Below are 12945 nucleotides of genomic sequence, written 5' to 3' on the forward strand. Positions count from 1 at the left end.
AGCGGGCCCCATGCTGATCGAGTAGCCCGCGGAGCGGGCGTATCGAGATCCACCGTCGATCGGACGTGGGTCTCGATACGCGCTGCGCGCTACTCGACCAGCATGGGGGCGCCGCCCACTCACGCTGATCGGGCTGCCGCCTTCATGCTGATCGAGTAGCCCGCGGCGCGGCCCCCCCATGCTGATCGAGTAGCCCGCGGAGCGGGCGTATCGAGATCCACCGTCGATCGGACGTGGGTCTCGATACGCGCTCCGCGCTACTCGACCAGCACGGATCCGCCGCGTCTCAGTCGAGGGAGGCGAGCTCCTCCGGGGTGAGCTCCAGCTCGGCCGCCGTGGCCGAGTCGCGGATGCTCTCGGGACGCGACGAGCCGGGGATCGGGACGACGATCGGCGCCTTCGCCAGCTCCCAGGCCAGGCAGACGACCTGCGGCGACACGTCGTGCGCCTCGGCGACGGTCGCGAACGCCGCGAAGGACGTGCCGAGCTCGGCCGCCGAGGTGATGCCGCCCAGCGGGCTCCACGGCAGGAAGGCGAGTCCCAGCTCGGCGCAGAGCTCGAGCTCCGGCTCGCTGGAGCGGAACTTCGGCGAGAACTGGTTCTGCACCGAGACCAGGCGGTCGCCGAGGATCCCGTGCGCCTCGCGGATCTGGTCCGGGTCGGCGTTCGAGATGCCGGCGCGGAGGATGACTCCCTCGTCGAGCAGCTCGGCGAGCGCACCGATCGAGTCGGCGTAGGGCACCGCGGGGTCGGGGCGGTGGTACTGGTACAGGCCGATCGCGTCGACGCCGAGGCGCTGCGCGGAGGCGCGGGCCGCTTCCTTCAGGTACTCGGGACGGCCGTCCTGGTCCCAGGGGCCGGGCTCGCGGCGCAGGTGGCCGCCCTTGGTGGCGACGAGGACGGCGGAGGTGTCGCCGCCGTAGCCGCGGAGGGCCTCGGCGATCAGCAGCTCGTTGTGGCCGAGGTCGTCCTGGGTGGCCAGGTGGTAGGCGTCGGCCGTGTCGATGAGGGTGACGCCGGCGTCGAGGGCGGCGTGGATGGTGGCGATCGACCGCTCGCGGTCCGGGCGGCCCTCGATCGACATCGGCATGCCGCCGAGTCCGATGCTGCCGACGCTGACGTCGCCGATGCTGCGCTGCTTCATGGGTGTCTCTCTTCGGGGTCGTGGGTGGTGGGGAATGCATGCTGGTCGAGCAGCCACGGAGGGGCGGCCCCGCTTCATGTTGGTCGAGTAGCCCCGGAGGGGCGGGCTCATGCTGGTCGAGTAGCCCCGGAGGGGCGTATCGAGACCCATCGACATCGAACCCGGCGGATCTCGATACGCCCGCTGCGCGGGCTGCTCGATCAGCATGAGGAGGGGGCTCCGCTGGATCAGCAAGGAGTGCAGAGCCCGCCGCATCAGCGGGGCAGGGCACTCACCAGGCGTAGTCCTCCGGCGCCGTGCGGTGCCCCGGGAAGATCTCGCCGAGGCGGGCCAGGTCGCCGGGCTCGAGCGCGATGTCGACGGCCGCGACGGCGCTCTCGAGCTGCTCCATCGTCCGCGGGCCCGTGATCGGGCCGGTGACGCCCGGCTGGTGCAGCAGCCAGGCCAGCGCGAGCTCGCCCGGCGCGATGCCGCGGTCGCGCGCGAAGGCCTCGTACTGCTCGAGGGCCGGGCGGTGCTTCTCGATCGCCTCGAGCGAGCGGGCGGAGGCGCGGCGGCTGCCCGACTCCGTCTTCTCGATCACTCCGCCGAGCAGCCCGCCCTGCAGCGGCGACCAGGGGATGACGCCGAGTCCGTAGTGCCGGGCGGCGGGCAGGACCTCGCGCTCGATGTCGCGCACGAGCAGGTTGTAGATGGACTGCTCCGAGGCGAGGCCGGTGAAGCGGCGGTCGCGCGCGGCCTCCTGGGCCTGGGCGAGGTGCCAGCCGGCGAAGTTGCTCGAGCCGACGTAGAGGACCTTCCCCTGCTGGACGGCGACCTCCATCGCCTGCCAGATCTCGTCCCACGGAGTCGTGCGGTCGACGTGGTGGAACTGGTACAGGTCGATGTGGTCGGTCTGCAGGCGGCGGAGGCTGTCGTCGAGCGCGCGGCGGATGTTCAGCGCCGAGAGGCGCCCGCCGTTGGGCCAGGAGTCGCGGCCGCGCTCGGCGCCGGGGGCGGCGTGCTGCTCCATGTCGCCGTAGAGCTTGGTCGCGAGGACGGTGCGCTCGCGGCGCTGGCCGCCCTGGGCGAACCAGCGGCCGACGATCTCCTCCGTCGCGCCGCGGGCGCCCTCGCCGCCGTAGACGTTCGCCGTGTCGAAGAAGTTGACGCCGAGCTCGTGGGCGCGGTCCATGATCGCGAACGAGTCGGGCTCGGTCGTCTCAGGGCCGAAGTTCATGGTGCCCAGGACGGCGCGGGAGACGGACAGACCGGTGCGGCCGAGGTGCGTGTACTTCATGCCTCCAGTCCACGCCGTCGAGGGCGCGGTGTCCAACAGGGGGTGGCGATGGGATTCAGCGGGGGAGGAGGTCAATCGCGCTGCGGGTTAGAGTCTGGGAGTGGCATCGAAGACGACTCAGCGCATCGTGATCGTGCTCGCGAGCACCCTCCTGCTCGCCGGCTGCACGTCGGCGGCCGACATCCCGGACGCGACGCCGACCGAGGGCTCCGGCGCGGTGGGCTCGTCGTCCGTGGCGAGCACGCCGACCGCCGACGCCGCGGAGGCGGGCCCGCGGCCCGTGCCGAGCGTGACGCTGGCGCCGGCGCCCGTCGCCGCGACCGGCGAGTGCGTGGTCTCCGCCCTCGACACCGCCGGCTCGATCGGCGACGTGGACCTCGAGGTCGTGCGCGACCGGGGGACCCGCGAGGGCGCGGCGGGGACCGTGCGGACCGCGACCGACGGCGCGCCCGCCGCGTACGTCGTCGCGGCCGGCGACAGCCCGGCGCGGATCGCCGACCGCTTCTGCGTGAGCGCCGGCTACCTCGACGCCCTCAACTCGGTCCGCCGCGACGGCGTCACCCTCGACAGCCTCTACGGCGGCGACACCCTCAACCTGAATCCCTCGACGGTCCTCACTGTCGGCGACCAGAACGGCCGCGTCCGCGCCAACGCCGAGCCCGAGCCGCTGCCCCGCCAGGCCGGCTGAGCCGGAGTTGCGACGCGCGGCCCCACTCATGCTGATCGAGCAGCCCGCGGTCATGCTGATCGAGTAGCCCGCGGAGCGGGCGTATCGAGATCCACCGTGGCCGGATGTCGGGTCTGCGGACCGCCCTGTCGATGAGCGTGGGTCTCGATACGCCCCTCCGGGGCTACTCGACCAGCATGGAGCTGCGCCCCACCCGTGCTGATCGGGCAGCCCACGGAGCAAGCGCATCGAGATCCGCCGCCGTCAGAGCCCGACGACGCCGACGAGCAGCGCCGAGAGCGCGACGGTGCCGGCGAAGCCGGTGGTCCGGGCGCGGCGCTTCGCGGGGTCCTCGAGCCACGGCAGGCTCCGCCAGCGCACGACGGCGCCGGCCGCTCCCGCCGCCGCCAGGACGACGAGCGCGAACCACGGCGCGAGGCTCACGAGCGTCCAGTCCGCGAAGACCCGCGCCAGCAGCAGCACGAGCACCGACTCGACGCCGCGGGTGAGCACGCGCAGCCGGTCGCGGTCGAGGTGCTGAGCGGTGCGGCGCCAGGGGATGGTCCCCAGCGCGAAGCGGCCGACCGTGTAGACCGTGATGGCCAGCGCGATCAGCGAGGCGATGATCACGACACCTCCTCCCGCACATGCGCGAGGAGGTCGAGGCCGAGGGCGTCGACGGAGGTCGCGGTGGTCGAGCTCACGAAGACGGCGACCCCGCGCTCCCGGTCCATCGCGAGCATCGTGGCGTAGCCGGCGGTCCCGCCGTTGTGCCAGGTCGTCGCTCCTCCGCCGGGCGCCTCGGAGGTGAACCAGGCGAGGCCGATCCGGTCCCCGTCGCCGGCGTCGAAGCGGGGGTCGAGGACGGTCGCGGCCGGGACGCCGAGCGCCGGGTCGTCGGCGAGGAGGGCGCGCGCGTACCGCGCCATGTCCGCGGCGGTCGAGCAGACGCCTCCCGCCGGCGCGTAGCCCTCGAGCGTCCACGGGCCCACCCGGCGGCCGCTCTCGGAGTGGCCCCGGGGCGCGTCCGGCGCGAGGGCCGAGATCGAGACGGGCACTGTGCTGGCGGTCATGCCGAGCGGCGCGAAGATCCGCTCGCGGACGAGATCGGCGTAGTCGGCCCCCTCCGCGCGGGCGAGGGTCTGCCCGAGGACGGCGGCCCCGAGGTTGGAGTACGCGACCTCGTCCGCCCCGCCGCCACCGGCGCTCACCGCCTGGCCCAGCACGTCCTCCGCCGAGAACGTGGCGTACGGATCGACGCCGCGCAGCTGCGCGACGAGCGTCGCCGCCAGGTCGAGCGGGTTCGGCGAGAGGCGCGGGAGTCCGGAGCGGTGGCTCGCCAGCTCCTCGAGGGTGCCGTCGAAGCCGTCCAGCTCGGCGTGGTCGCGGGCGCGGTCGGCGAGGGCGACCGTCCCCGCCTCGGCGCTCTGCGCGAGCAGCAGGGCCGTCATCGTCTTCGTCACCGAGCCGATCTCGACCTCGGTGCTCTCGTCGGCGCCGAGCCCCGCGAAGCGGACGCGCTCGGGAGTGACCACCGCGGCGACGAGCCTGTCGCGGGTGCCGCCCCCGCCGTGCTCGGCGAGCCAGGCGGCGATCGCGGCGTCGCCGGTCCGCTCGTCCGAGAGCCGGGGTGCGGCCGGGCGCAGCAGCACCCCTCCGGCGAGCACGGCGACGGCCGCGGCGGCCGCGATGACGCGGGTGCGGGTTCTCATCGGGGACCTCCTGCGGCGAGCAGGATCGTCAGCAGGGGCACCAGCCGCTCGGGTGGGATGCCGTAGCGTCCGCGCCCGCGCGCCTCGAGCCAGCCCGCCGCGACCAGCTGATTGACGTGGTGGTAGATCTGGCCGGTCGTGCCCGCGCCCTCGCTCTCGGCGAGCTGCGCGACCGTCTCGACTCCGCCCGCGACCGCCTGGAGGAAGCGCAGGCGCACCGGACTGCCCAGCGCGGCCAGCGCCGCCGGGCCGGGGCTCGACCCCCAGTCGCGCTCGAAGAACGCGTCGGTGCTGAGGCCGTACTGCCACTCGACCGGGCCGGCCGGAGTGGCGACCGCGCCGGCGAACACGACCCCGCCGGGCGCGGGAATCCGCTGCTTGAGCGCCGTGAGCGCCCAGAGCGGGTCGTCCTGCGTCGGATCGGCGGTGCCGGGCGCCGCGGCGACGGGGCCCGCGCTCTCGATCCGCTCCACCCGCTCCCGCAGCTCGTCCAGCTCGGCAGCGAGATCACGCGAAGAGGCCATGCTCCACTATTGCAAACATTCCGTAATCCCGGAACCCGCCCGCACCCACTCCGCAAAAGTTGTCGTACTCGCCCCACGACCACGACAACTTCTGCGCACTCGCGAGGCCCCGCAGCTGCACCCCCGCTCGACTCCTCGAAAGTTGCGGTAGTCGAGTGCGCCTACCGCAACTTCTGCAGAGTGAGCAGCGTCTGCGCACTCGCGGGCGCCCGGCGGGTACAACCCCCGCCGACTCCTCGAAAGTTGTCGTACTCGCGCCGCGACTACGACAACTTCTGCGTCCTGACGAGGCTCCCGCGGGTGCAGCCCCGCTCGACTCCTCGAAAGTTGCGGTAGTGGCGCGCGATTACCGCAACTTCTGCAGAGTGAAGCAGTGTCTGTCCGCTCGCGAGTGTTCGCGGGTGCATCTTGCCCACTCCTCGAAAGTTGTCGTACTCGCCCCGCGACTCCGACAACTTCTGCGTACTGACGAGGCCCCCGCAGGTGCACCCCCGCGCGACTCCTCGAAAGTTGCGGTAGTCGGGTGCGACTACCGCAACTTTTGGGGAGTGGAGGACGTAAAGGAGGGGTGGGGAGGCCGCCCGCCTCAGGCGAAGCGGGAGGGCAGCACGGCGCCGTTGACGGCGCGCAGCTCCTCGAGGGGGACCGTGAAGAGGCCCTGGACCTCGACGACGGGCGACTCGGCGTCGGTGACGCCGATCCGGAGCACCGGGTAGCCCCGGCCCTCGCAGAGCCCGCGGAACTTCACGTCGTCCTCGCGCGGCACCGACACGAGCACGCGGCCGGTCGACTCCGAGAAGAGGGCGGCGGTCGCGTCGACGCCGTCGCGCTCCATCAGCTCGTCCAGCCAGATCCGCACGCCCACGCCGAAGCGCAGCGCGGACTCGGCCAGCGCGACGACGAGGCCGCCGTCGGCGAGGTCGTGCGCGGACGCGATCAGCGACTCGGTCGAGCCGGCCGCGATCAGGTCGGCCAGCGCCTTCTCGGCCGCGAGGTCGAGCTGCGGAGGACGGCCGCCGAGGTGGTCGTGCACGGTCCCGGCCCACGCGGAGCCGTCGAGCTCGTCGCGGGTGACGCCGAGCAGGTAGACGTTGTCGCCCTCGTCCTGCCAGCCGGAGGGGATGCGGCGCGCCACGTCGTCGATCACGCCGAGGACGCCGACGACGGGCGTCGGGAAGATCGGCACGTCGCCGGTCTGGTTGTAGAACGAGACGTTGCCGCCGGTGACGGGGATCTCGAGCTCGAGGCACGCGTCGGCGAGGGCGCCGACCGCTTCGCGGAACTGCCACATCACCTCGGGGTTCTCGGGGCTGCCGAAGTTGAGGCAGTCCGAGACGGCGACCGGGGTCGCTCCGGTGACGGCGACGTTGCGGAACGCCTCGGCGAGCGCGAGGCGCGCGCCCTGCGCCGGGTCGAGCTGGCACCAGCGGCCGTTGGCGTCGGTGGCGACCGCGAAGCCGAGCCCGGACTCCTCGTCGACGCGGACCATGCCGCCGTCGTCGGGGTAGCTCAGCGCGGTGTTGCCGAGCACGTAGCGGTCGTACTGCGAGGTGATCCAGCTCTTGTCGGCGAGGTTGGCCGAGCCGAGCAGCGCGAGGGTCTCGGCGCGCAGGGCGTCGCCGTCGCTCGAGCGCGGCAGCCGCGAGGAGGAGTCGGCCTGCAGGGCGTCGAGCCAGGCCGGGTAGGCGATCGGGCGCTCGTAGACCGGGCCGTCGACGGCGACGGTGCGCGGGTCGACGTTGACGATCTCCTCGCCGTGCCAGTTGATGACGAGGCGGCCGGAGTCGGTGACCTCGCCGAGCACGCTGGTCTCGACGTCCCACTTGCGGACGACCTCGAGGAAGGCGTCGAGCTTCTCGGGGCGGACGACCGCCATCATCCGCTCCTGCGACTCCGACATCAGGATCTCCTCGGCCGTGAGCGAGGGATCGCGCAGCAGCACCGAGTCGAGCTCGATGAACATGCCGCCGTCGCCGTTGGAGGCGAGCTCGGAGGTGGCGCAGGAGATGCCGGCGGCGCCGAGGTCCTGGATGCCCTCGACGAGGTCCTTGCGGAACAGCTCGAGGCAGCATTCGATGAGCACCTTCTCGGCGAACGGGTCGCCGACCTGCACGGCCGGGCGCTTGGTCGGGCCGCCGTCGGCGAAGCTGTCGGAGGCGAGGATCGACGCGCCGCCGATGCCGTCGCCGCCGGTGCGCGCGCCGAACAGCACGACCTTGTTGCCGACGCCGCGGGCGTTGGCGAGGTGGAGGTCCTCGTGGCGGAGGACGCCGACCGCGAGCGCGTTGACGAGCGGGTTGCCCTGGTAGACGGAGTCGAAGTAGGTCTCGCCGCCGATGTTGGGCAGGCCGAGGCAGTTCGCGTAGAAGGAGATGCCGGCGACGACGCCGTGCACGACGCGGGCGGTGTCCGGGTCGTCGATGTGGCCGAAGCGCAGCGCGTCCATCACGGCGACGGGGCGGGCGCCCATCGAGATGATGTCGCGGACGATGCCGCCGACACCGGTCGCCGCGCCCTGGAAGGGCTCGATGTAGCTCGGGTGGTTGTGGCTCTCGATCTTGAAGGTGACGGCCCAGCCCTCGCCGACGTCGACGACCCCGGCGTTCTCGCCCATGCCGACCATGAGGTTCTTCTTCATGGCGGGCGAGACCTTCTGCCCGAACTGGCGGAGGTACATCTTCGACGACTTGTACGAGCAGTGCTCGCTCCACATCACCGAGTACATCGCCAGCTCGCCGCTCGTGGGGCGCCGGCCGAGGATCTCGCGGATGCTCGCGTACTCGTCGGGCTTCAGCCCGAGCGCCGCGTAGGGCTGCTCCTTCTCGGGGGTGGCCTCCGCGTTCGCGGTGGTGTCGGGAACGGCGATGCGGCTGTCTGCAGTGCGGCTGTCTGCCATGTGCTGGAGGCTCCAGGAGAGAGGGTGGGGATGCGCGACGATCCTACCGGGGCGGGCGCCCGCCCCTCGGGGGTCGCGCGAACAGGGCGTTTGGGGGGCCAGCGATCAGGGCGTGTGCGCGGATCGGCCGGGTGAAGCGGCCACCGGCTCGGTGCGGGCGGCAGTTGCGCGCAGAACATCAGCCAGGAGTGCCCGTCATCGCCGATGAGCGATGAGCTCGGCTCTCGGCTGATGTTCTGCGCGCAGCCCGCCGGTGCCGGCCCGGATCAGGCCTCGCGGCAGGGTCCGGAGTCGACGGTCGCGGTCAGCGCGGGCGCCTCGGCGGCCACGGGGCCGAGCACCGAGAGCGGGATGGCGTAGCCGACGTTGTCCACCGAGGCCGCCTTGCCGAAGACCACGCCCGAGACGGTGCCGTCGAGCGAGAGCAGCGGTCCGCCGGAGTTGCCCTGGTTCACCAGGGCCGCGAGCGTCAGCACCTCGCGGGAGGTCGGTGCGCCGTCGACCATCAGCGACACGGTGGCGTCGGAGGAGACCTGGGCGGAGCCGAGGGTCAGCGGACCGCCGAACGGGTAGCCCGCCACGACGCCGTCGTCGCCCGCCACGACCGCGTCGTCGAGGGCGAGCGGCGCGGCGGAGAGCCCGTCGACCGCGATGACCGCGAGGTCGGCGGCGGCGTCGAGGTAGACGACGCGGCCGGTGCGCGGCGGCTCGTTCGGCGCCTCGACGACGGGCTGCTCCACTCCGGCCACCACGTGCGCATTGGTGATCACCCGGTCGTCGGAGACGACGAAGCCGCTGCCCGTGACTCCGACGTCGCAGGCCCAGGCGGTGCCGGACACGCGGACGACCGAGTCGGAGGCGGTGGCGACCTCGGGGTCGTCGGTCGCGACGCTGGGGATGGCCGGGGCCTCGGTCGGAGCGTCGAGGGCCTCGACGACCCAGGAGGTGCCCTCGTCGACGACGGTCGACTGCAGCTGCGCGAGGAAGCCGCGCACCGGGTCCGGGGTGAGGTCGTCGATGGTCCGGATGACGGTGGAGCCGGCGACGCTGGTCGTGACGAGCGGGACGCCGAGCAGCGACACGGCGGAGGTGACCGCGATCCAGACCAGCCCGGTGATGGCGACGCCGGCCACTCCTCCGGCGAGGCGGTCGAGGAGGCCCAGCTTCACCTTGTCGGCGCCGCGGCCGACCACGGCACCGATCGTCGCACCGATCGCGTAGCCGACGCCGAGCAGCAGGACGGCGGTGCCGATCACGGCGAGGAGTCGCCACTCGCTGCCCGCGGCCCAGGCCGAGACGGCGGGGACGGCGAAGGAGGCGGCGATCGCGCCGGCCACGACGCCCGCCAGGCCGCCGAGGGTGCGGAGGAAGCCGCGGCGCAGGCCGTCGACGAGCGCGCCGATGAGACTCAGCACGACGATGACGTCGACGATCACGGATGCGCCCATGCGGAACTCCTCGCGGTCGGGTCGGGATGCTCCAGCATGACCGACGGCGGATGCGGGGACACCCGGAGGAGCCTGCGAGTCCCTGGCGCGGCGCGTCGGGTGCGATGGCGGGTGGGCTGCGGGTGCCGGTGCCGGTGCCGGTGCGGGCCGCCGGTTCTCGTCCGATCTGCAGGTCCTCGTTCGATCTTCAGGTCCTCGTTCGATCTGCAGGCTCTCGTCCGATCTGCAGGTCCCCGTCCGACCTGCAGGCCCTCGTCTGATCTGCAGGTCCTCAACCGCTCTGCAGGTCCCCGTCTGATCTGCAGGTCCTCGTCTGATCTGCAGGTGATCCGGGCCGCACGGCGCGAGCGGCGCGGCGGGAAACGGTCTCCCGCTCGGATCGCCTGCAGATCGGACAGGGGGCGGCGTGACCTCCGCGTGGCCCGGGAGGGAGCACGTCCCGGAAGGGAGCGCGGCCTAGAAGAAGGAGATGCAGTACGGCGCCGCGATCGGCGCGAAGAAGCGGTCGACGCTCTCGTGGTCCGCGGCGGCCAGGGTCACGGCGCCGGCGCGGGCCAGCGTGGACGGGCGGGCGGAGCCGAGCAGCAGCGTGCCGAGGTCGGCGACGTCGAGCTCGAGGGTCGGCGCGTCATCGGTGCGCTCCACGCGGCCCTCGCCGCCCTCGACGGTGATCCGGTAGCCGCCGTCGACGAGGCCGAGCTCGTCGCGGACCGCCAGCACCAGCGTGCCGTCGCTCGTCCACGGGCGCGCGGAGAAGGCGGCCGCCACGTCGAGCACACGGGTCCAGATCAGGTCCGCGACGGTCGTCACCGAGACCACGCGCGCGTCCCGCAGCGCCCAGGTCAGCGGGTCGTCGACGGGCGCCATGTCCCAGGTGACGGTCGACGCGAGGTCGACGGCGCCGAGGAAGCCCCAGAGCGCGAGGTAGGCGTCGGAGGTCGCGGCGACCAGGTCGACGACCTCGAGGGTGCGGTCGTCCTCGTCCGGCCCGACCGCCTTGTAGGTGACGTAGCCGTCGAGCTCGCCGTCGGCGTCGAGGTGCACGGCCGAGCGGACGGCGCGGCCCGGCGCGGTCTCGCCCGGCTCGGTGCCGACGGCGTTCGCCGCGTAGCGCGACTGGCGGGTCAGCGAGCCGGGGGTGCGCGCGTGGAAGGCCCGGAAGACCTCCTCGACCCGCGACTGCAGCCAGGTCGTCGCGACGACCTCGACGCGACCGGCCGGCGCGACCTGCAGAGCGAAGCGCGGGCCGGTGTCGACGCGGATCGAGCGCGTGAACGCCGAGCGGCCGAAGCCGAACCGGCGGTAGATCGAGGCCTCGCTCGCGGTGAGCACGGCGACGGCGGCACCCGATTCGCGCGCCAGGCGCAGGTCATCGGTGATCATGGCGCGGAGGATGCCGCGGCGGCGGTGCGTGGCCCGCACGGTGACCTGCGAGACGAGGTGCGCCGCGAGCTCGCGTCCGCGCCCGACCTGCAGCGAGCCGGGGAACGCGGCGTAGGTGGCGACCGGGACGGCCTCGCCGTCGATGCCCTCGGGGGAGGCGGAGTCGTGCACCGCGGTCAGCTCGCGCCGGTCGGCGACCATGTGCTCGGCCCAGTCGCGCCACTGCTCCGGCGTGTACTCCTTCTCGTGGAAGCCCGCGTTGATCGCGGCGCCCCAGGCGGCCGTGGCGGCATCGGGCCCGCCCTCGGCGGTCAGGGCGGCGGGGAAGCGACGGAATTCGAGACCGGGGAGGGACATCCGTCCAGCTTAGGCACCCGTCCTGCGCGGGTGCTCCGGGCGCCGGGCGGCGCAGCTCCGGCTCGTGGAACCGTCCCCGGCTCGCGGAATCGAGCGGTTCCCGCGTGCCCAGGGTGTTTCCGCGTGCCGGAGGTGGGTGCGGCGGAGCTCCGGCTCGTGGATTCGGTTCCGGCTCGCGGAATCGGGTGGTTTCCGCGTGCCGAGGGTGTTCCCGCGTGCCGGAGGTGGCAATGGGGGAGGTTCGGCTCGGAGATTCGGCGTCGGCTCGTGGGAATCGAGGGTTCTCGCGTGCCGAGGGTGGTTTCCCGTGCCGGAGGTGGTGGGTGGGGAGCTTCGGCTCGTGAATTCGGCCTCGGCTCGCGGGATCGGGTGGTTTCGTCGTGCCGAGGGTGTTTTCGCGTGCCGGAGGTGGTGGGTGGTGGAGGTTCGGCTCGTGGATTCGGCTTCGGCTCGTGGAATCGGGTGGTTTCGGCGTGCCGAGGGTGGTTTCGCGTGCCGGAGGTGGTGGGTGGTGGAGGTTCGGCTCGTGGATTCGGCTTCGGCTCGCGGGATCGGGTGGTTTCGGCGTGCCGAAAGTGTTTTCGCGTGCCGGAGGTGGTGCGTGGTGGAGGTTCGGCTCGTGGATTCGGTTCCGGCTCGCGGAATCGGGTGGTTTCGGCGTGCCGAGGGTGGTTCCGCGTGCCGGAGGTAGTCGGGCGGACGCGGACGGGCTGCGCGCCGCCGGCCGTCAGAGGGCGCGCCAGCGCTTCTCGAGCGCGTCGTCGACGGCCTCCGCCAGCGGGGCCAGCGCCGCGGGGTCCGGCGACGCCTCGACGACCCGCGCGCAGGCCGCCGCGATCACCGCGCGCCGCCGGGGCAGCGTCGCCGTGAAGCCGCAGTCCCGCAGCATCAGCAGCACCCGCTCGGCCGGCGCGTCCACCGCCAGTGCCAGCGCGAGCCGGCGCTCGAACGGCGCCTCCGGCACCAGCACCCGCCAGAATCCCGCCGCGTCCTGGAAGCCCGCCGGCGGATCCGGCACCCGGGCGAGCATCGCGAGCGCCGCCGCGAGCCCGTCGACGTCCGCCCGCGCGACGAGCCCGCGCAGCCGCGACTCCACGTCCGCCCCGGGACCGGCCCCGAGCGTCACCGCCGCGAGCGCGCGCGCGTCGAGCCGTCGCTCCGTCTCCTCGTCCGGCACCGTCTCGTCCGCCGACCACCACGAGAGCAGCGGAGTCGCCGCCACGGCGAAGTCGCCCGGCCGCCGCTCCAGCGCGATCAGCAGGTCCTCCGCCGCGGCGAGCGCCACGAGTGCGTCGACGTCGACGGCCAGCACCGTCCCCGAGGACGACGGCAGCACCAGGTGCCGACCCGACGGCGGCACGATCTCCGCCCGGGTCCGCGCGCCCGGCCCGCGGGTGCTCGCGCGCACGATCGCCGCCTCGAGCGCCTCGAGCGGCTCACCCGACTCGCGCGCCCCGCCCCGCTGATCCGCCCCGCTCCGCAGACCCGTCCCGCTCCCGAAGATCCGTCCACCGCGCGCCATCCCGCCACGCTAC

At 73.3% G+C, this 12945-nt stretch carries 10 protein-coding genes; 1 reads left to right on the forward strand and 9 read right to left on the reverse strand.

The window, feature by feature from the left end:
- Window positions 1–286 precede the first annotated feature (286 nt).
- Entirely contained in the window at window positions 287–1144 is an 858-nt protein-coding gene (locus HQQ82_RS15055; protein WP_173234599.1) for an aldo/keto reductase, read from the reverse strand.
- A 271-nt stretch (window positions 1145–1415) separates the two neighbouring features.
- A complete protein-coding gene (locus HQQ82_RS15060; RefSeq protein ID WP_173234601.1) occupies window positions 1416–2423 on the reverse strand; it encodes an aldo/keto reductase in 1008 nt (335 codons plus the stop codon).
- Between the two features lie 100 nt (window positions 2424–2523).
- Here HQQ82_RS15060 and HQQ82_RS15065 point away from each other — a divergent pair, with 100 nt between their 5' ends.
- Window positions 2524–3111, forward strand: a complete 588-nt coding sequence (locus tag HQQ82_RS15065) for a hypothetical protein (protein ID WP_173234603.1) — start codon at window positions 2524–2526, stop codon at window positions 3109–3111.
- A 243-nt stretch (window positions 3112–3354) separates the two neighbouring features.
- Here the strand turns inward: HQQ82_RS15065 and HQQ82_RS15070 are convergent, their stop codons facing one another.
- From HQQ82_RS15070 to HQQ82_RS15100, 7 genes are all read right to left on the reverse strand, one after another.
- Window positions 3355–3720: a hypothetical protein gene (locus HQQ82_RS15070; protein WP_173234605.1), complete on the reverse strand. Its 366-nt coding sequence runs from the start codon at window positions 3718–3720 to the stop codon at window positions 3355–3357.
- Window positions 3717–4802 (reverse strand): serine hydrolase, encoded by a 1086-nt coding sequence (locus HQQ82_RS15075; protein ID WP_173234607.1) that lies wholly within the window; start codon window positions 4800–4802, stop codon window positions 3717–3719. Before HQQ82_RS15075 ends, HQQ82_RS15070 begins: the two co-directional genes overlap by 4 nt.
- Complete coding sequence (locus HQQ82_RS15080) at window positions 4799–5326, reverse strand: helix-turn-helix transcriptional regulator (RefSeq protein ID WP_173234609.1); 528 nt, start codon at window positions 5324–5326, stop codon at window positions 4799–4801. The genes HQQ82_RS15075 and HQQ82_RS15080 overlap by 4 nt, the downstream gene beginning before the upstream one ends.
- A 586-nt stretch (window positions 5327–5912) precedes the next feature.
- A complete protein-coding gene (gene purL / locus HQQ82_RS15085; protein WP_173234611.1) occupies window positions 5913–8222 on the reverse strand; it encodes a phosphoribosylformylglycinamidine synthase subunit PurL in 2310 nt (769 codons plus the stop codon).
- Between the two features lie 266 nt (window positions 8223–8488).
- On the reverse strand, window positions 8489–9670 hold the full coding sequence (locus HQQ82_RS15090; protein WP_173234613.1) for a MarP family serine protease: 1182 nt from the start codon (window positions 9668–9670) through the stop codon (window positions 8489–8491).
- A gap of 456 nt (window positions 9671–10126) precedes the next feature.
- Window positions 10127–11410: a GNAT family N-acetyltransferase gene (locus tag HQQ82_RS15095; protein ID WP_173234615.1), complete on the reverse strand. Its 1284-nt coding sequence runs from the start codon at window positions 11408–11410 to the stop codon at window positions 10127–10129.
- Between the two features lie 727 nt (window positions 11411–12137).
- The gene (locus HQQ82_RS15100; RefSeq protein ID WP_173234617.1) at window positions 12138–12932 is read right to left on the reverse strand and encodes a DUF2254 family protein; all 795 of its coding nucleotides are present in this window, start codon (window positions 12930–12932) and stop codon (window positions 12138–12140) included.
- Window positions 12933–12945 lie beyond the last annotated feature (13 nt).

This window comes from Rathayibacter sp. VKM Ac-2856, from assembly GCF_013205055.1.
Lineage (GTDB): Bacteria > Actinomycetota > Actinomycetes > Actinomycetales > Microbacteriaceae > Rathayibacter.

Bases quoted from the DNA above. Each gene is read 5' to 3' on its own strand.
- HQQ82_RS15055 (WP_173234599.1), bottom strand. From the start codon at position 1,144: ATGAAGCAGCGCAGCATCGGCGACGTCAGCGTCGGCAGCATCGGACTC.
- HQQ82_RS15060 (WP_173234601.1), bottom strand. From the start codon at position 2,423: ATGAAGTACACGCACCTCGGCCGCACCGGTCTGTCCGTCTCCCGCGCC.
- HQQ82_RS15075 (WP_173234607.1), bottom strand. From the start codon at position 4,802: ATGAGAACCCGCACCCGCGTCATCGCGGCCGCCGCGGCCGTCGCCGTG.
- HQQ82_RS15080 (WP_173234609.1), bottom strand. From the start codon at position 5,326: ATGGCCTCTTCGCGTGATCTCGCTGCCGAGCTGGACGAGCTGCGGGAG.
- purL (WP_173234611.1), bottom strand. From the start codon at position 8,222: ATGGCAGACAGCCGCACTGCAGACAGCCGCATCGCCGTTCCCGACACC.
- HQQ82_RS15090 (WP_173234613.1), bottom strand. From the start codon at position 9,670: ATGGGCGCATCCGTGATCGTCGACGTCATCGTCGTGCTGAGTCTCATC.
- HQQ82_RS15095 (WP_173234615.1), bottom strand. From the start codon at position 11,410: ATGTCCCTCCCCGGTCTCGAATTCCGTCGCTTCCCCGCCGCCCTGACC.
- HQQ82_RS15100 (WP_173234617.1), bottom strand. From the start codon at position 12,932: ATGGCGCGCGGTGGACGGATCTTCGGGAGCGGGACGGGTCTGCGGAGC.